This is a genomic window from Paenibacillus sp. FSL H3-0329 (genome assembly GCF_037963285.1).
GTDB classification, from domain to species: Bacteria; Bacillota; Bacilli; order Paenibacillales; family Paenibacillaceae; genus Paenibacillus_AQ; species Paenibacillus_AQ odorifer.
On the sequence record NZ_CP150150.1, the window covers coordinates 6,070,796 to 6,090,638 of the forward strand.

15 protein-coding genes are annotated in these 19,843 nt (G+C 43.3%); 3 read left to right on the top strand and 12 right to left on the bottom strand.

Going from position 1 to position 19,843, the window contains the following annotated elements; all coding sequences use genetic code 11:
* Window positions 1-131 precede the first annotated feature (131 nt).
* On the bottom strand, window positions 132-941 hold the full coding sequence (locus NSQ66_RS26785) for a CPBP family intramembrane glutamic endopeptidase (protein WP_141118599.1): 810 nt from the start codon (window positions 939-941) through the stop codon (window positions 132-134).
* Window positions 942-1,255: 314 nt separating this feature from the next.
* On the opposite strand from NSQ66_RS26785, the gene NSQ66_RS26790 reads away from it, so the two are divergent.
* Both NSQ66_RS26790 and NSQ66_RS26795 read left to right on the top strand, forming a co-directional pair.
* Window positions 1,256-2,371 carry an IS110 family transposase gene (locus NSQ66_RS26790; RefSeq protein ID WP_036683961.1) on the top strand — a complete coding sequence of 372 codons (1,116 nt, stop codon included), beginning with the start codon at window positions 1,256-1,258 and terminating at the stop codon, window positions 2,369-2,371.
* 552 nt (window positions 2,372-2,923) lie between these two features.
* Window positions 2,924-3,136 (top strand): hypothetical protein, encoded by a 213-nt coding sequence (locus tag NSQ66_RS26795; protein WP_249267771.1) that lies wholly within the window; start codon window positions 2,924-2,926, stop codon window positions 3,134-3,136.
* A gap of 80 nt (window positions 3,137-3,216) precedes the next feature.
* Here the strand turns inward: NSQ66_RS26795 and NSQ66_RS26800 are convergent, their stop codons facing one another.
* The 3 genes from NSQ66_RS26800 to NSQ66_RS26810 form a co-directional block, all read right to left on the bottom strand.
* Complete coding sequence (locus tag NSQ66_RS26800; RefSeq protein ID WP_256721480.1) at window positions 3,217-4,449, bottom strand: glycosyl hydrolase family 8; 1,233 nt, start codon at window positions 4,447-4,449, stop codon at window positions 3,217-3,219.
* A 237-nt stretch (window positions 4,450-4,686) separates the two neighbouring features.
* Window positions 4,687-5,223: a DUF2812 domain-containing protein gene (locus NSQ66_RS26805; protein WP_036681393.1), complete on the bottom strand. Its 537-nt coding sequence runs from the start codon at window positions 5,221-5,223 to the stop codon at window positions 4,687-4,689.
* Between the two features lie 16 nt (window positions 5,224-5,239).
* A complete protein-coding gene (locus NSQ66_RS26810; protein WP_036681391.1) occupies window positions 5,240-5,563 on the bottom strand; it encodes a PadR family transcriptional regulator in 324 nt (107 codons plus the stop codon).
* A 137-nt stretch (window positions 5,564-5,700) separates the two neighbouring features.
* Between NSQ66_RS26810 and NSQ66_RS26815 the strand changes: the two genes are divergently transcribed.
* Window positions 5,701-5,871, top strand: a complete 171-nt coding sequence (locus NSQ66_RS26815) for a hypothetical protein (RefSeq protein ID WP_162636851.1) — start codon at window positions 5,701-5,703, stop codon at window positions 5,869-5,871.
* A gap of 84 nt (window positions 5,872-5,955) precedes the next feature.
* Here the strand turns inward: NSQ66_RS26815 and NSQ66_RS26820 are convergent, their stop codons facing one another.
* From NSQ66_RS26820 to ahpF, 8 genes are all read right to left on the bottom strand, one after another.
* Complete coding sequence (locus NSQ66_RS26820) at window positions 5,956-6,954, bottom strand: globin-coupled sensor protein (protein WP_038574887.1); 999 nt, start codon at window positions 6,952-6,954, stop codon at window positions 5,956-5,958.
* Window positions 6,955-7,170: 216 nt separating this feature from the next.
* Window positions 7,171-7,500, bottom strand: a complete 330-nt coding sequence (locus NSQ66_RS26825) for a four-helix bundle copper-binding protein (protein WP_076142221.1) — start codon at window positions 7,498-7,500, stop codon at window positions 7,171-7,173.
* 106 nt (window positions 7,501-7,606) lie between these two features.
* The gene (locus NSQ66_RS26830) at window positions 7,607-7,927 is read right to left on the bottom strand and encodes a metal-sensitive transcriptional regulator (RefSeq protein ID WP_036681383.1); all 321 of its coding nucleotides are present in this window, start codon (window positions 7,925-7,927) and stop codon (window positions 7,607-7,609) included.
* A gap of 74 nt (window positions 7,928-8,001) precedes the next feature.
* On the bottom strand, window positions 8,002-9,033 hold the full coding sequence (locus tag NSQ66_RS26835) for a cation diffusion facilitator family transporter (RefSeq protein WP_256721479.1): 1,032 nt from the start codon (window positions 9,031-9,033) through the stop codon (window positions 8,002-8,004).
* A 230-nt stretch (window positions 9,034-9,263) separates the two neighbouring features.
* Window positions 9,264-16,088: an S-layer homology domain-containing protein gene (locus tag NSQ66_RS26840; protein ID WP_339192465.1), complete on the bottom strand. Its 6,825-nt coding sequence runs from the start codon at window positions 16,086-16,088 to the stop codon at window positions 9,264-9,266.
* A gap of 301 nt (window positions 16,089-16,389) precedes the next feature.
* Window positions 16,390-17,106 (bottom strand): purine-nucleoside phosphorylase, encoded by a 717-nt coding sequence (gene deoD / locus NSQ66_RS26845; protein ID WP_036681380.1) that lies wholly within the window; start codon window positions 17,104-17,106, stop codon window positions 16,390-16,392.
* A gap of 116 nt (window positions 17,107-17,222) precedes the next feature.
* Window positions 17,223-18,044, bottom strand: coding sequence for a methyl-accepting chemotaxis protein (locus NSQ66_RS26850; RefSeq protein ID WP_038573397.1), 822 nt, complete (start codon window positions 18,042-18,044; stop codon window positions 17,223-17,225).
* Window positions 18,045-18,310: 266 nt separating this feature from the next.
* Window positions 18,311-19,840: an alkyl hydroperoxide reductase subunit F gene (gene ahpF, locus NSQ66_RS26855; RefSeq protein WP_036681374.1), complete on the bottom strand. Its 1,530-nt coding sequence runs from the start codon at window positions 19,838-19,840 to the stop codon at window positions 18,311-18,313.
* Between the last annotated feature and the right edge of the window lie 3 nt (window positions 19,841-19,843).

Consider the following 19,843-nt stretch of genomic DNA (forward strand, 5'->3'; position numbering starts at 1 on the left):
TCCCCCGAACGAACAAAATTATACATATCTCTATTCTTAGTTGGTATTCCCCTACCATTTTATATGAATCACACAGGAAATTATATACTTTTATGCATGATATTCCTTCTCCTCTAAATATCCGCATTGAATTATAGCTCTATCCTGGCTTTTTGCTGGTTCACTCTGTGGTTTCGATTCAGAATCCATATCGCTGCGCAGCCATATAAAATCACTGGAACCCAACCACTCTCCCCGGCCACATACTCCAACATAGGTGAAGAACTGACAGTAATATTGTGCAAAACACTATCTACAGCATTATTAGTTCCGTGTAAAAGCACTGCCGGCCAAATACTACCGGAGGTCAGACGCAGTTCATTTATAATGATGCCCGCAAACATAACAGATAAGGTAAAGAGCACCACCACGAGCCAGCGGCTTCCAGAGGAATGATAAGCACGCGGCCCAAGAATCGCCGGATAATGCCATATAGCCCAGATTAAGCCCATTGTCACACTAGAACTTACTCTTCCCATCCATTGAAAACGCGGGAGCAGCCAACCCCTCCAACCGATCTCTTCCCCCAAAGCAGATAATGAACCAAGAACAATGTAAACGAGCAAATATATAGCAGACTTGATCCATGAATCTGGAGAAATTAAGCTTGAGTTCCATCCCATCCAATAGACAGCATATCCCGCTCCCAGTGAACCTAAGGGAATAACTAAAGCCAATATGTATTCTTTGCCTCCCCTAAATTTGAAGCCCAACCTTCTCCATCCCTCAGCACTGTATCCATCTCTCACAATCAGAAACATCATGATACATACTGCGAAAAAAGGAGTAAAACCATACAGACCCTGTGCCGATTCCGGAAGCAGCAACATCCCTAACGCCATTGCCCATACGATAATAATAAATAGTAGAGATTGTTTCTTGTCTGAGAGCAATATTATCACCTGCCTTTTTTAGATATAAGGAACTACATTTTCCTATTTAATCCAATTGTATATAAACTGGCAGGACGTTTCACCGAAAACAACGTTCGCTAAAACCACAATTCTTTTGCGGTACTGCTTATCTGTATGCCGCAAAGTCTTCAGAAAGGTTGTCCCAAAAATAGGGAAATGGTGTGCGATGTGCGATGTGCAGCGTAAGTGTAAACTGATTAGTTATGATGAACGAAAGGCAGCCCCTGTTTCGCACACCGTAGGTTAAAATGGAAGTTAAAAGGACAACCATTACAGAGCTACATGCGAAAGGAGCTGTTACTATGAAGAATACCATAAAATACGTCGGTTTGGATGTGTCTAAAGAAAAAATTGCGGTGGCGATTGCAGATGAGGGTCGGGAACCCGCACGATATTATGGAGCCATCCCCCATACCCCAGATGCAGTGGCTCGAATGATTCGGAAACTCAAAGGTTCAGGGATTACACTGGAGGTCTGCTATGAAGCCGGGCCTACGGGGTACGACTTATACCGCTGGTTGACGAAGATGGGAATTTCCTGTGTGGTAATTGCACCTTCGCGTATGCCACAGCGTCCCGGAGATGCCATAAAAACCGACCGACGGGATGCAGAAAAACTGGCTCAGTTACACCGGGCTGGAGAATTGACTGCGATCTATGTGCCAACGCCAGAACTCGAAGCTTTACGAGATCTCATTCGTGCACGAGAAGATGCTAGGCAAGACCTACATCGGGCTCGGCAACGGCTCATTCATTTTCTATTGCGCCACCAAATTCACAAGCCAGAGGGTATGAAAAAACGCTGGACCAAAAGGTACCGGGAATGGCTCTCTATGCTGAAGTTTAATAATGTAGCTCAAGAACGGGTATTTACCGAATCCCTGCAACAGCTCCGGGAAGTGGAGGAGCGAATCAAGCGACTTGAAGCCGCAATGCGAGAAGAAGCACAGATCTGCCCTTACGCACCTGTCATTCAAGCGTTGCAAGGCCTGAGGGGAATCGCCCTGCTGACAGCTATGACTTTAGTTGTCGAGATTGGAAATTTCGAACGTTTTCGTTCACCGGCTCAGCTCATGAGTTACCTGGGACTCGTGCCACGGGAATATTCCTCGGGAGCAAGTACCAAAAGAGGGAGTCTTACAAAAGTCGGAAATTCCGGAGTGCGGCGCGCACTGGTGGAGTCCGCATGGAGTTACCGTCACCGCCCTGCCGTCAAGGGAGATTTAGCAGTGCGTCTTGAGGGCCAGAGTATTCATGTCCATGAAACGTCGTGGAAAGCCCAAGAACGGTTACACAGCAAGTATTTAAAATTAGTCAGACGCGGGAAACACCGAAATTTAACCATGGCAGCAGTGGGTCGTGAGTTAATTGGATTTATCTGGTCGATTGCGGTAGAGGCAGAACGAAAAATGGCGTAGGTGAAACGAAAAAAAATAAAAACATACCCAAAAGATTTGAATCCTTGGGGCATGGAGACAAAGAGAAAGGTTCGAGGAGAATCCGTGAATTCCCTGTGCACAGGATCCCTGATCTAACGTGCGAAATTAGTTTACGGAAGCTCCTTCGACGTAGGCATAATATGTGGTAACCAACCCACGGATAGCAGATTGCCAGCCGACGACTCGCATTTTGTCTCTGTGCCCAAGGGATTGAAAACCCTCTAGTTTAAAGGGGAAAACAGGGGAATTGACTAATTCGTTCATAGCAGGGAAATACTCCCTGAAAATAGCCGATATTCGCTCTAAAAGGACAAAATCAGGGAATTCCTCCCTAATAATCAGGGAGATTTCTTTATTAGTTACTGAATCGGCCAAAATTTAGGGAAGTTTTCCCTAATTATATGTCTGATGAACAGAAATCTCTGAATTTCAGGGAGAAATTCCCTAATTGCTGTATAAGTGCTTCACTTATTGCATCATTTGGAGCATCATTAGGTACGCCCCATGATTCAATTGGTTATCAAATAAAGGATGCTCCGCCGTACGCCGAATGATGAAACCGCAAAGTGTATTTGGATAACCGAAGAACAAACGAAGATTGCGGGGATCTCGGGGATTCCAGTGATTTCTGCTTTGCGGCACAAAAAAGTGACGTTAGAGATCGGGTGGCTTTCACTTGCCCATAATCTACTGAAGCAAGCTGCAGTTGACCAAAAATGCAGAACAGCGATTCTCCAATATTAGGAGAATCGCTGTTCTGTTTGGCTTTTATGGTTTTGGGCATGAACGTTTTGGGGGCAGCCTTTTTCTACCTAAATATTCTCTTAATAGGTCCACCAGTTGCCAGACATAACGATCATCGAAAACAGCCTGATGCTGTCTTCATAGTAATCTTCTGCAGCACTGCTTGCTGTGTGGCTCCAGAGAGAATTCAACCAGCTTTGGTAAGTTGATGAGGTCATCGCACTGACCCCAAATGGAGCATAGAAGGCACCGCTGTTGTAACTTCCAAATACGGTTCCGTTTAGCTTGTACCCATCTTTTATACTACCAGGTGTACTGCTTACTTTAGTCTTAATCCAGCTATTCATCTTATTAAGCTGCGTAAGCGCCCTGCTGTCTCCAGTAATCAAATAATCTGTTGCGATCCGCCATGGGGTACGACAAGAATTGTAATTGTAATTCCCGTCATTGGCATCTTCAAGGAAATTCGCCGCAGCAGGTTTATACACACCCCCAGAGTAAACTACGAAATCAGGCAAGAGTCCAGTGCTAGAGCTATAACCCGTATAAAGGCTATTTATAATCGTGTACGTTTTATCGATAACATTCGTCCAGCGGGTATCTCCTGTAGCCTGTTGGAATGCTTTTAAATGATTTAGCATGAAATCCGAAGGTCTAGTTGCTGTATTATACGAGCCACTATTCGCCCAGTCACCTAGACGGATCGTCCACTGTGTCTGGTTAATCTCATTGTCCATAATCGCATTGATGATATCTTTTGCAGCTTGTAAATAATTGATCGTACCACTACTTCCCCACTGCTTGTCCGCAAGCAGCAATGAGAAAGCTATATCCATATCTCCATCTGTAGCCGAATCCTCGCCTTCAATGTTTTGAAAGCTGCTATTTTGCTTCCAGGACATCAAATAAGGGTTAATTGTACTTGGATGAGCCTTGTAATAATTATATAAGCCGTCAAAATATGTCTGAGCATTACTGTCATAACCAGCCATCAAAACTGTGAACAACATCCCGTAACCATGTGCTTCAGATACCGTTTCTCCATCTGAATTATACTTAACGTAATATTTGCCAGTGCCAGCTGGTTTGAGATAGGCCGTTTTCCACGCATCCCATTTGGTCTTCACTGAATTATCCATACTGGTCTGGGTTACATTGTTCGGCTTGATAGATCCACTCGTATAGGTGGTGTGTTGCGGAAAAGGTTTGTTCACTGCTGCAAACGCGGAACCGGCAGGAAGAATACTAATTATCAAACATACGACAATAAGGCTTCTCCAACTCAACCTAAGCTTTGCATTCTTCTTCATCATTCATTGCCTCCTCTTCAATTGTGGTAATAAATTTGAAAGAAAACAGCAAGCTAATTCGTATTCGTCATCATTGTAATACAGAATATGGAATTAATATATAATAAATCCCATTAATAGATCATTAGTACTATATATCTGAGACTTAGATTTGTTCTCACTCCTCAACTAAAAAAGGATGATCCCACAACCAACTTCATTCATGGCTGTGCAAACATCCTTTAGATAAAAATTCATTTGCTATTCTCGTAATTTATTTAATTTAAGTCGATACGCAATGTATGGAAGACCCGGAAAGACCAACATACAAAGTGTGACCACTACTAACACTAGGCTGATATTCCTCACCATCTCAGGTAACCATCCATTAACGCCCAAGATCGCTAGGAAGATAAAAACAATCAAAGCTATAAGCAATGGCAAGGCTGCTTTGCTCATCGTTTTCTTTTCACGTTCATATTTGTCAATGAGGGTCCCAGTGTCTGAGTAGATAGGCGCCGTACCTGCAGCTGCCCGAAAGATATGAAACCCATTTCCGGCAGAACAGACATAGGTCCATCCGGCATCTTCAAAAATCAAATAATACTCCTCATCCACATTCGTGTGATAATCTACACTGTACTCAAAAGTCTGGGGATCTCCCTTTCTTAACTTATAACCAAATGGTGCAAAGCTTTCCAGGAGCCAGCCCCTTTTGGCATACTTACTCAATTTCTGCATATCACCTTTTTCAGTAAAAGCTAAGCCCCCGCTGGTCACATATTTTGTATTCTTCATGCCTATTCCCCACCTTTTATTTGAGAATTTGTTCTGCATGTCTAATCATTTCTTTTCGGCGCTCTACTTCTTTTCTTAGCAATCCAATCCCTTTTTCTGTTGCAATATACGTTTTTCGTTTGTCATCCTCTTCTTCTTTATACAGCTCAATAAATTCAGCCGCTAACAGCTTCTTAATAGTTGTATACATGGAAGCAGGCCCAATTGAAAATTGATTGTTCGTCATCGTTTCGATCGATTTCATAATTAGATATCCGTGTTTGGCTTCGACTAAAGATAAGAGAATATAAAATGCAGTGTCTGTGAGCTCTCCCATTTCCAATGAGTCCGTTCTTGACACTTAATCACCTCCTCATATGTATCATTAAAAGATATATCATTAAATGAACTATATCTTTTAATGATACATTTGTCAACTGCTGGCATAAAATTCAAACTACCTTCTCATACTAGGTGAAGAATATGGAGGTGACTGTCATGCCCAAAAATAACGCCAATCCCAAAGAAGCTCCAGGAAAACATCAACCGAGCAAGAAAAACAATGCGGAGAATAACAACAATTTCAATGAAGCCGCTCAGATGGTGAACATCGATAAGGCTGCTGATTATGTGCCCAGCTTAAACGGTGTCTCCAAAACTGATGTCTAAGCTAGACCGCTAATAACTTCTTATATTTCAAACAAAAAACACTCCTCAGAATTTTCTGAAGGAGTGTTTCAATCCGTGGCAGCTTCATTTCAAGCTCTCTAACTCAGCAGTCACTTTTTCAATTAAGTTCACGAAGGAAGCCAGCTCTTGAGAGCTTTTGACTTGATCCTTGGAATACATTGAGTTATGTTCCGATTCTTTTTTCACCTTGGAAAGGGTGGCATTGATATTGTCTAGTTTCTGGTCAATGGTTACCAATGAATCCTTTGAGCGGCGGGCTAGCTTACGAACTTCATTAGCCACAACTTCAAACCCTCTTCCAAACTCCCCAGCTCTGGCCGCTTCGATAGCCGCATTTAAGCCTAAAAGATGCGTATGATCAGCCACTTCTCTAATCATCGTACCCACTTGATGAATAGACTCCACCTCTTTGTCTAAATATAATACCGTTTGATGCGTTTTCTCTTGATAATCAGCATTTTTACTAGCTAAACTTTCTATCGATTCACTGCTATCCTTTAATTGAACCATCAAAGATACCAGCTCCTGAACGGCTGAACTCACTCCTGTAAGCAGGTGATTTTGCTTCTCCAGCAAGTTTTCAATTTTTGCTTTTTCATCCACTTCATAGGCTTCAAGAACGAGCTGTGAATCGAGATTAAACATCTTGGTTAAGGCATGAATAACAGGCTTCCACTCGTTTGGTAATATCCGTTCAAAATAAGCAGTAGCCAGATCCAGATATAATATGTACGTCCCCAAATACCAATTCGTTGTTAATCCAATACGAGAATGGATTTTCCCGATAAGCAAACGTCTTTCAATAAATGCTTCATCGATCACACCAGAGGCCATGGATAAAAAATACCACTGCTGTGTTTCTTTTAATCGATCCAGTGTACTGTGCTGCTCAATGATGTGGAGCAATTCTGGCTCCATCGTCATCTGTTTATACAGTTCCTCAACCAATGAGCTAACGATTAATTTGAATTCTTTCTCCTTGCTTTTTAATAATTCTAAATCAGCTTCAGTAATCCCTATGTAGCTAACTTGCTGGAGTCGTTCTGGACTAAGATTGATCATAACGTTGTTAACATCCCCTCATTCTGTTTTTTCTCAGCCATCCCCTATGGCATCTATATCTCTTGATTATAAAGGTATTATTTCAATAAATTTTAACACTATATTTACCTATATTGCTTAATAATTTTACAAAACCTCACTAGTTGTCCTTAGATTTGGCTTCCTATTCACGAATAAAGGACTGCCGCGGCAGCCCTTTCAGTTTCAAGCTTTAATTTATGCCGCCATTTCACGGCAAACTTTTGCACAAGCAAAACAAGCTTCTGCACATTGCTGGCAATGTTCATGATCATGCTTTTGGCATTCGTTGCCGCAGGCTTCACAAGCTTCTGCACAAGCCAGACAAATTTCTTTTGCATATTTACTGTTCATCGACATCGCATGAGCTGCGAACTCGCATATATCTGCACATTCACGATCCAGGCGAATGCACTCCTTCATCATCCCCACATGATCCTCATCCAAACAAGCTGAGTAACAGTGATTACAAGCTACCATACATTTCAAACACTCTTCAATACACACTTTGTAGTTTTGATGTGCCATAACACATACTCCTCTCGAAATCATAAATTAGGATAGTCCCCTACTCTATATATACCCAATTTGAGCAAATAAAAAAGGATTCCAAGGAATCCTTCCGATTGATCAATTATCTAATTAATTTATTGATGGTAACTAATAGCTCATCCAGTACCTCGTTCTCACCATCCTGGATACGTTCCACTACACAACTTTTCATATGATGCTCCAGCAAAAGCTTGCCCACGCCGTTCAATGCAGATTGGACCGAGGAGATTTGATGCAGCACATCATCACAATAGGTGTCTTTTTCAATTAACCCTTTTAGCCCTCTAACTTGACCTTCAATTCTATTGAGCCGGCTAATCAAATTCTTTTTAGTTTTATCTGAGTGATGACTTTTCCGCTCATCCGTACTGCATGATTCATGCTCGTGAGTCAGATTATCCATGCACCGATCACCCCTTACCTCGTATTTTTATTATACTATAGCCCCCCTATTCTATTCAAAAAATAAATCATTGATTAGATTTTCAATTCTTCATGAACTATAGCGGAATTTTCAACCTGAATGGTTGTATGTTGAATTTTGAAATGATCGGCAATTAACCGAATCGCTTGCTGCAAAATGCGTTGGTCATCTGCTTCCTCTTCAATTAAGATATGACAGCTGAGTGAATCTAAGCCCGAAGTTATGGTCCAGATATGCAGGTCATGAACATTTCTAACCCCCTCAATGCTTTCGAGGATTTCCTTTACTTCAGCTGGATTAATTGTAATCGGTGTGCCTTCCATAAGGACATGAACGGTATGTTTGATAATTCCCCATGCCCCTCTAAGAATCAATAGAGCAACCAGAACGCTTATGATAGGATCTGCAACATACCAGCCAAAAATCATCATAATTAAACCGGCAATAATCGCCCCTACCGAACCTAAAGCATCACCAAGCACATGGAGATAAGCACTACGGAGATTAATATTATTTTTCACATCCCCTTTTCTCATAAGCGACCATGCACTAGCCACATTGGCTAAAAGACCAATACTTGCGATCAGCATCATAGAACCACTGGCAACCGTTGGCGGATCAAAAAATCGCCCATAAGCTTCTACAATGATAAATCCAGCAACTACAAATAAAGTAACTCCGTTTAAAAGTGCCGCCAAAATTTCAAATCGATGAAATCCGTACGTTTTGTTCGGAGAAGCAGGTTTGGTTGCGAACCAGACCGCTACTAGGCTTAATGCTAGAGAGCTTGCATCGTTTAGCATATGCCCACTGTCCGATAACAGGGCTAAGCTGTTGGTAATTAACCCTCCAAAAAACTCCAAAAACATAATTCCAACCGTAATGATTAACGCAATCATAAGCCCTTTTTTATTTCCACTTGGATCAAAATGATGATGCCCGTGAGCGCCATGCGAGTGATTGTGTCCTTCATGAGAGTGACTGTGTCCTTCATGAGAGTGGTCGTGGTTACTGTGATCGTGATTGGCCTGTTGCCTGTGTGCATTCTCGACCTGATGATTGTGTCTTTTCTTCTTGTTCATCATGCTTAACCTCCTATTACCTTCAGCTAGATAGTATTCGTAGCCCTGCGCAGTTACATTCAAAAGCTCCAGTTAATAATAACATATGAGCATGTGTTCATATGTTATTATTAACTGGATTTTTCTTCTTGTCAATAAAAAAGCAACAAATGATTGTCTCTGACCTAATAAAATAAAGAGGACCCTCCGCAGCTCTTCCTGCATGGAGGATCCTCTCGAATCAGAACCGTGTATTAAATCAAATCTGATTGTTGCAGCAATCTTTGGATGATAGCCGCAACTTCTGCTCTCGTAATGAAGGCTTGTGGGGCAAGTACATTTCCGCTTCTGCCCGTGATGATTCCTGCTTGCAGGCTGTCTGCAATGCCACTCTTCGCCCAGCCTGATGCTTCATTCGCATCCGTGTAAATGCTCAGCAGCTCGCTTGCTTCTTTGGCAGGAAGTTTTGTCTTCAAATCGGTAATCACCATAGCTTTAGCAATAATACTCATCGCCTGTTCCCGAGTAATCTTGTCTGTAGGATGGAACGCTCCATCCTCAAAACCGTTGATTAGCTTATAGGAGTAAGCTGTCTGCACCGCATCATTATACCAATCTGAGACCTTCACATCCGTAAAGGATGTTGTTCCGCTCTCCAATTTCAATCCCAATCCACGTACGATAATCGCCGCAAATTCTGCACGTGTAATCTCCTGACTAGGGTTAAACAAATCGTCACCGACTCCATTAATAACCTTACGGGAAGCCATCTCATTGACAATGTCCTTAGCCCAGTGGGTGACGACATCCTTGAAGTTCTGTGGATCTTGAACTACAAAATACGTACTGTTCGTTAAACTGTGTATTTTCGCAAAGTTTTTGCCATCAATGGCAACAATCTGTGTGGGTACATGGCGGATCGTCCCCCCTGCTTCAAGCACTAGCCCAGTCGTAATCTTCTTAAGGTCTACACCATCCGCAAGAGGAATAGTTCTTTCCACATAGGTATTAAACTTAGTGAGTTCAACAGTTTTCCCAGCGTAAGTAACTTTCACCGTGAAATCTAATGGCTGAGCTACCAGCGTTAGCTTTTCATTGGCTGCCAGCATTTCTATTCTTTTCAGTACATCCGCAGTCGGAACAGAAATTGAAATTTGCACCTTCACATCTTGTAGAGCAATGTCTGTGCCAAACTGTTTTGAAATTGCACTGATATCAATCTGAGCTGCTGATATTGTATAAGTACCCTTTGGAGTACGAATGATTAACAGCGCCTGCTTCTGCTCCATATCTTTGATGATTTGACCATTAAGCTCGCCAATAATCACATCTGAAGTCGCAGTCACAGGGATAGTTATAATTGCATTCTGGTCTTCCTTTTCGATGCGTTGCTCTATTTTTGCCTGATCTACAACAATCGTGGTAACCGTCTGCCCGTTATGCTCAGATATCGTTGCTGTTCCGGCATTTTCAACCTTACCGTTCACCAATACCTCAACCATGCTGCTAGATGGTGTAGCTGTAGCAGTGGATCCTGCTGTTGCAGTTGGTGCAGTTGTTGCAGGTGGTGCAGTCGGTGTTGATGTCGGTGATTCTGTTGGTGTTGGTGTTGGTGTTGGTGTTGGTGTTGGCGGTGTAGGTGTAGGTGTAACCTCAACCTCCGTTGATGACTTTGGTGTCACGGAGTTCGAAACTTCAGAAGCTACACTACTACCAGCGCTATTAATCGCTTTAGCTGTAAACGAATAAGTTGTTCCATTCGCTAGACCTGTTACCGTTATTGGACTTGTTGCCCCAACTATTACGATATTACCCGGAGAAGCAGTAACCTCATAATTCGTAATTGGAGTTCCCCCGTTCGAATCAGGAACTGCAAATGTCACAGTCGCCTCGCCATCTCCCGCTACTGCTATTAAGCCCGTAGGTGCAGATGGTGATGTTCTTGGTTTCGTGCTGACTTCGTTAGAAGCTGCACTCTCCCCGCCCGGATTAGATGCCTTAACTACGAAATAATAAGATTGGCCATTAGTTAACCCTGTCACATCATAGTTGTAGACGGACTCGCTTACTGTAGCCACTTGTGTCTCATAGATTCCGGAAGTGATACCTTGATATATAGTGTATCCAATCGCACCCTTCACCGGATCCCATGTTAAGCCGATGATGCCATTACTTGCCACAGGTGAATGAAGTATTGGCGCGCCCGGCGCTGGAACCTGAGGCGTTCTAGTTACTTCATTGGAAGCCGCACTGATACCATCAGGATTAACAGCTTTAACAATAAAATAATAAGCAGTTCCATTAATTAATCCTACAGCATCGTAACTGTTCTCAGAGCCACTTATAGTAGCTACCTCAGCTCCATAAACACCTGAAGCTGTAGACTGATATACAGCGTAACTATCGGTACCATATACGGGACTCCAAGTAATTCGAATATGTCCGTTTCCTGCCGTTACAGACTCAATACTTGGCGCAGCAAGTTCAGGCCAGGTAAGGTCAATAACTGCACTAGTGATCTCTGCAAGACCTGTCGCATCAAATGCCAGTTGGGCTCCGGTGATTCCAGCTGCATTCGTAGCTCCCAGATCCGTAAAGGAAATGACACCTGCTACTGCCGTCAACGTCGTATTCCCCGTCAACGTCCAGCTTCCTGCGTCCTTCTTCGACACAGTAACAACCGAACTGTTGTCGCCAATGTTTACATTCCCAAACTGATCCAGCAAAGTAATTACTGGCTGCTGCGCGAAGCTGCCGCCATTGGCCTGCGGGGCACTTACGCCCGTGGTCAGCTTCATTGTCGCTGTGCTACCTGCGACAGGTGCAATGTTCAGCGCCATTGCCGCTGGCGAGGTTACACCTGCTTGGCTGAACATAACCGCTTGCGCGCCAGCTTTGTTCAGCTTCAGATCCACCTGAGCTACACCCTCAACGAAATCAACGTTGATCTTGCTCGGTGAAGCCGCCAAAGCGGTACTTCCTAAGCTTCCGTACGTTCCGTCCGGCGCAACATCATAACCTGATACCGTCACTTCTTTTGTTCCGGTAAACAGAGTGTCCGTGTCGCCCAGCGAATTCTTCACGGTCAGCGTAATGCCATTATCCACACCTACGACAGGTGTCAAAGTCGCCGCTGAGGCGGTAATGCTTTGCGCTCCCTGTGGTTGTGGAAGATTCACGGTAGCGCTAGTGATCTCTGCAAGACCTGTCGCATCAAATGCCAGTTGGGCTCCGGTGATTCCAGCTGCATTCGTAGCTCCCAGATCCGTAAAGGTAATGACACCCGCTACTGCCGTCAACGTCACATTCCCCGTCAACGTCCAGCTTCCTGCATCCTTCTTCGACACAGTAACAACCGTACTGCTGTCGCCAATGTTTACATTCCCAAACTGGTCCAGCAGCGTTATCACTGGCTGCTGCGCGAAGCTGCCGCCGTTGGCCTGCGGAGCACTTACGCCCGTGGTCAGCTTCATTGTCGCTGTGCTACCTGCGACAGGTGTAATGTTCAGCGCTGTTGCCGCTGGCGAGGCTACACCTGCTTGGCTGAACATAACCGCTTGCGCGCCAGCTTTGTTCAGCTTCAGATCCACCTGAGCTACACCCTCAACGAAATCAACGTTGATCTTGCTCGGTGAAGCTGCCAAAGCGGTACTTCCTAAGCTGCCGTACGTTCCGTCAGGCGCAACATCATAACCTGATACCGTCACTTCTTTTGTTCCGGTGAACGTTGTATCTGTATTGCCCAGCGAATTCTTCACGGTCAGCGTAATGCCATTATTCACACCTACGACAGGTGTCAAAGTCGCCGCTGAGGCGGTAATGCTTTGGGCTCCTTGTGGCTCTGGAAGATTCAACGCTACACTGGTGATCTGTGTAAGTCCTGTCGCATCAAATGCCAGTTGGGCTCCGGTGATTCCAGCTGCATTCGTAGCTCCCAGATCCGTAAAGGAAATGACACCTGCTACTGCCGTCAATGTCGTATTTCCCGTCAATGTCCAGCTCCCTGCGTCCTTCTTCGAAACAGTAACAATCGTACTGTTGTCGCCAATGTTTACATTTCCAAACTGATCCAGCAAAGTAATTACTGGCTGCTGCGCGAAGCTACCGCCATTGGCTTGCGGAGCACTTACGCCTGTGGTCAGCTTCATTGTCGCTGTGCTACCTGCGACAGGTGCAATGTTCAGCGCCGTTGCCGCTGGCGAGGCTACACCTGCTTGGCTGAACATAACCGCTTGCGCGCCAGCTTTGTTCAGCTTCAGATCCACCTGAGCTACGCCCTCAACGAAATCAACGTTGATCTTGTTTGGTGAAGCTGCCAAAGCGGTACTTCCTAAGCTGCCGTACGTTCCGTCCGGCGCAACATCATAACCCGTTACCGTCACTTCTTTTGTTCCGGTAAACAGAGTGTCCGTGTCGCCCAGCGAGTTCTTCACGGTCAGCGTAATGCCATTATCTACACCTACAACTGGTGTCAACGTCGCCGCTGAGGCAGTGATGCTTTGCGCTCCCTGTGGTTGTGGAAGATTCACGGTAGCGCTAGTGATCTGTGTAAGTCCTGTCGCATCAAATGCCAGTTGGGCTCCTGTGATTCCAGCTGCATTCGTGGCTCCCAGATCCGTAAAGGAAATGACACCTGCTACTGCCGTCAATGTCGTATTCCCCGTCAACGTCCAGCTTCCTGTATCCTTCTTCGACACAGTAACAACTGTACTGTTGTCGCCAATATTTACATTCCCAAACTGGTCCAGCAGCGTTATCACTGGCTGCTGCGCGAAGCTGCCGCCGTTGGCCTGCGGAGCACTTACGCCCGTGGTCAGCTTCATTGTCGCTGTGCTACCTGCGACAGGTGTAATGTTCAGCGCTGTTGCTGCTGGCGATGCTACGCCTGTTTGGCTGAACACAACCGCTTGCGCGCCAGCTTTGTTCAGCTTCAGGTTCACCTGTGCTACACCCTCAACGAAATTAACGTTGATCTTGCTCGGTGAAGCCGCTAAAGCGGTGCTTCCTAAGCTTCCGTACGTTCCGTCCAGCGCAACACCATAACCCGTTACCGTCACTTCTTTTGATCCGGTGAACGTTGTATCCGTATCGCCCAGCGAATTTTTCACGGTCAGCGTAATCCCATTATCTACACCTACGACAGGTGTCAACGTCGCCGCTGAGGCGGTGATGATATATGCAAGAGTAGGTCCTAGGTTCAGGGTCATTTTAGTGAAATAATCCCCCACGACCTTAAAATTAGTACCATCGTAAATAATGCCATTAAGATTAGAAGTAAGCTCTGATGTTTCCTGAGTCCACGTGGATCCGTCTGCCGAAGAGAATAACTCCCCCTTCAATCCAACAGCCAGAAAACTCCCATTACCAAAGCTGATATTATTTAGTGCGCTAGCTGATATTGTAACCTTCGTAAAAGTTACCAAATCTTCTGTGGTTAGAATTACTGCCTGCTGGCTAAGTGTATCTTCTCCAACCAGAATATAAGCTCTACCATCATAGGCAATTCCCTTTAAAGAAGTATTGGGGAACCCAATCTCTAAGGGCACATTCCACTGTATTCCATCTGATGATTTTGCGATAACAACGCTCTCTTGCTCATAAGTAATACTATTGTATTTCATCCCAAGAGCTACAAATTGATTATTCAAGTAAGCTACTGTATTAAATGCAAAATCCCCATTTTTAAATCTCTCTGTCCATGAGGTTCCGTTAACTGAAGAATAAATTCCGCCATAATCGGAAACAGCAACGTACTGATTTGTGCCAAAAGCAATACCTGTCAGATTGTCCTGCACTCCGGTATCTGTCGTAGTCCAAGTGTCACCGTTGGTCGAGGTCACCACTTTGGCGTTAAGATTGTAGTTTTCTTTATCTGTAACCGCAATAAACTTCCCTGCTCCATAAGTGACCGCATTCATTCCCGGCAGCTTGGAGGGTGTGACATCGTTCCATACTGCGGAGCTATTAGATTTGTAAATAGAGCCATATTCCCCGGATGAGACGGCAACATAATTGCCATTACCATCCTTAGCAATACTCTTCAGATTACCGCTGACATTACTCCACGCCGATAGGTCAGAAGAAACCAGTAAGCCGTTGCCCCCTGAAGCAACATATTTGCCATTTCCGTAAACCATATTGTTCACCATCATTGTTGTATGGGTATCCGAAGATGTCCACTGGGTGCTGTCCAGCGGAGCCGCAGAAGATTTATAAATTACACCCTGCCCAAACAACAAATAGCTCCCATTTAAAGAACCTCCCCCATAAAATTGCTTGTTATCCCATGAGGCATCAACGGTCCAATTAGCACCGTCTGTAGAGGTGAATACTTTTTTAGCATAAGGAGTCACGATATAACTAAAGAAACGATTATTTAAATAGATTACATTCGTAACATAAGGCCAACTAGAATTATAGTGGTTGATCACAAGATCGGTTAAGGTAACCGTTGTCCAATTGATCAGATTCGTTGAGGTATAATAGACAGCATTGTTAGCAGAGACCACATATTTGTTGTTGCCATAAGCAATATCCGTTAAGCTTTGCATTCCGAATATTGCATTGGTAGAAGTGATTCCTGTGTCTGTCCAGTTAATGCCATCCGAGGATTGTAGTAGAGTTACATCATAAGAAGGTGGATTGGTGCCAGGTTTATATACTGACTGCCATACAAAAAACTTTCCATTGACCGCTTTCAACCTTTCCGGTGTGATAGCTAACGTTTTTTTTGTCCAATTTTCACCATCAAGTGAATTGTATACTGCCTTTTCGCTACCATCAATAGCTAAGAACAGCCCATTAGCGAACACAATAGAAGTTAGTTTGGGGTTCCCCGCCTTTTTTGAGATAGACCAATCTACGCCATTTGATGATGTAGATATCCCTCCTTGGCCCACCGCTACAAAAACATTGTTACCAAATGCAACACTGCTCAAATTCCCAGCTGATGTGGAGCTTTGATCTATGATATTGCTATTGCTGGGTGCTGCATAAATTACTGCAGGCATAAACAGAGAACTGACGATAGAGAATACTAAACTTATTGCTAATAAAAGATTGCCACTCCGCTTAATCACAATTTTCCCCCTTTGGCATTACACCAAAATATAAATACTTCCACCATATGGAGATTAGATGTCTTTTCTAAGATTTGTAGCCATTTGGTTTGATTTTTATATCGGTATAATCCGAGAGAATTATTACGAATTTAACATTAAATTTTGATTAAAAACAACAATAATTTACACGCTTCACCTATCCATTTCCACAACCTTACAAATGAGAAAAAAACCTATTAAATATCAGGACTTAATCCTGAATTTAATAGGCTCTCAAGCTTTTGCTCGTAGAACTTTTTAAGCTACTTAATCTTTTTTATTAAATAGAAATCGCTGCTTCTAAAGCTACTTCCATCATGCCGTTGAAAGAATTTTGTCTTTCTTCTGCCGTGGTTACAGCATGAGTAACTAACGAATCAGAAATGGTAAGAATACATGCAGCTTGTTTACCTAACACTTTCGCATTATGGAACAACGCATAACTCTCCATTTCTACACAAACACAGCCATGTTCATTGTAAAATTCATTAACTCCAGGCACATTGTCTTCATGATAGAATACATCGCTGGAATGAATTCTCGCCGTCAGAACTGGCTTGTTAATACGTGTAGCCGCTGCTTCAATGACTTCGTTCAATTCTTTACTTGGCAGCTGGATATCTCCTTCTACACCGCTTTGCACATAGGCATATGTAGATTCACTCCACGCGCTATCCGCCAACACCACGTCAAATAAATTCAATTTATCTGTGTATGCTCCAGCACTACCGATACGAATGATGTTTTCCACACCATAGTTTTTGTATAGTTCATAAGAATAAATACCGATACTTGGCATTCCCATTCCCGAACCCATTACCGAAACCTCTTTGCCTTTATAAGTTCCTGTATATCCAAACATATTACGTACCGTATTAAATTGAGTTGGGTTCTCCAAATAGGTTTCTGCAATATACTTCGCTCTCAAAGGATCTCCTGGCATTAATACTGTTTTGGCGATTTCACCATTTTGTGCTGCATTGTGCGGCGTTGACATAATTTATTCCTCCTATGTTAATTACTCATTACTATCTTACTATACCATTCATCATTTTAAATATACGTTTAAAATTTTCTTTTATTGCGACAAAAATACTGCTACTGAATCTCTTTTTATAATTTATTAGCAAACTCGTTAAGTTTTTGGGACATTATCTTTATTTCCTCAATAAATGTAGAAGTATGCTGAACAGACGCCGCCTGTTCTTGGCCGATAGCTGCTATCTTCTCTATCGAATTAGCCATTTGATTCGTAATTCCCTTGATCTGTAACATGGTTTTATTTATGTTTTGCGTTGAGGCAACGGTTTCCCTTGAAAATTTCCGGATTTCCTTGGCTACGACTTCAAAACTTCTACCTTTCTCACCTGCATGCGCTGCTTCTATTGCAGCATTCAGCCCAAGTAAATTCGTTTGATCAGCAACCCTGTTAATAATCGATAGGACCTCTGTTGTATTCTCCACATCTTTTCCAGCCTGCTGAGATTGAATGAGTAGTTCCTGAGAGTGATCCGAAAGTGAACTTACGCCAAAGGAAATATTATTAATTTGCTCATTGGCTTGGGATAATGATTCCGAGATTTGTTCTACAATGGCTTTTAATTCACTTTGTCTTCGAATCTGAACTGCAATCCCGCCAATGACTTGACCCGTTTGATCGTGAAGAGGTGTTGCTGTACCTGTAAACTCAAATCCATAAAAGTGGGCTGGAACATCGGACTTCAAGGTACGATTCTCTTGTATCGCTAAGTAAAGCGGCTCTTCTTTGTTTAAAGATTGTCCTTCGTTAATGTTTAAATTTATGGTGTCGCCAGGAAAATAAGCAACGAACCGTTCCAAATCACATATCGCTATTGATAAATCAGCCGGGATCGATAATTTTATAATAGGTATAAGTGAGATAAATTTGTCTAAAGATTCAATGTTGTTAATCACAGAAATATAGTCTCCATTCCAGCAAAACGTTATTTATAGCGCACCAAGTCTAAGCAGATCATGCCTTACATACATGCATTTAATCTAAATATTTAATTTTGCTTAATTCATATTTTAGATATGTATTCGCGAAAATCTTCATAAAATCCTCCAAAAAAGTTTACAAACACCCATTTCTCTCTCACAAAAGACGGATAACATAAAAAAAGCCCCCACTTTGTGAAAAGTGAGGGCTTTCGTTCTCTTGCTGTTACTAATAATATCGATTAGTTACGGATCAGATAATCAAATGCTCCTAGCGCTGCAGTTGCACCGGATCCCATCGAGATAATGATTTGTTTATAAGCACTATTAGTGCAGTCACCAGCAGCAAATACTCCTGGTAAGCTAGTAGCACCATGGCTATCTACAACAATCTCACCTACGCGAGTACGTTCAACTGTGTCACCTAGCCATTCTGTATTTGGAACCAGACCGATCTGTACAAATACACCCTGCAATTCAACATGGTGAGTCTCTTCTGTCGCACGATCAACATAAGAAATACCATTTACCTTATCAGTTCCGGTAATTTCTTTAGTTTGCACGTTTTTAAGAACAGTAACGTTAGGAAGGCTATAAAGACGATCTTGCAGCACAGCATCAGCTTTGAGCTCTGGAGCAAATTCCAGAACCGTTACATGCTTCACTATACCTGCAAGGTCAATAGCTGCCTCAATACCTGAGTTACCGCCGCCAACAACTGCAACATCTTTGCCTGCAAACAAAGGACCATCACAGTGTGGGCAGTAGGCTACACCTTTGTTCTTGAATTCAGCTTCACCAGGCACGCCCATATTCCGCCAGCGAGCACCTGTAGACAGAATGACCGTCTTACTCTTTAGAACAGCGCCGTTCTCGAGTTCAACTTCAATTAAGTCATTTTTGTCTAGACGTCTGACACGCTGCAATTTCATCACATCAATGCCATACTCTTTTACCTGCTCTTCAAGTTTAGCTACGAGTTGAGGACCTTCAGTGTACTTCACACTAATAAAGTTCTCGATACCAAGCGTGTCGTTAACCTGTCCGCCAAAGCGTTCAGCAACAATACCTGTACGAATACCTTTACGTGCCGCGTAAATGGCTGCACTTGCACCAGCTGGGCCGCTGCCGACAACAAGCACATCATATGGAGCTTTATTGTCAAACTCTGATGCGTCCACACTGCTGCCCATTTTAGCTAAAATTTCTTCAACCGTCATACGACCACTTTCGAAAAATTCACCATTAAGGTAGACGCTTGGAACAGACATAATTTCTTTGCTTTCTACCTCTTCTTTGAATACTCCACCGTCAATCATCGTATGGGTAATGCCCGGATTAAAGATACTCATAAGATTCAGTGCTTGTACAACATCAGGGCAATTATGACAGCTCAGGCTAACATAAGTTTCAAACTTATATTCGCCACTAATGCCTTTGATCTGATCAATTACACTTTGCTCAACCTTAGGAGCTCTTCCGCTAACCTGCAACAGAGCCAATACTAATGAGGTAAATTCGTGTCCAAGCGGAGTTCCGGCAAAGGTTACGCCCGTATCTTCACCCACACGATTTACACTAAAGCTTGGGGTTCTAGATAGTTCGGTTCTTTCCACCGTAATCCTAGCTGACATTTTGGCAATTTCATCAACTAGTTCAGTCATCTCTTGTGATGCCTCGTCAGCGCCTGCACTGAGTTTCAGTACTACATCGCCTTCCAAGAGTTCTAGGTATTGCGCTAGTTGAGCTTTTATTTCTTGATCTAGTTTCATTTA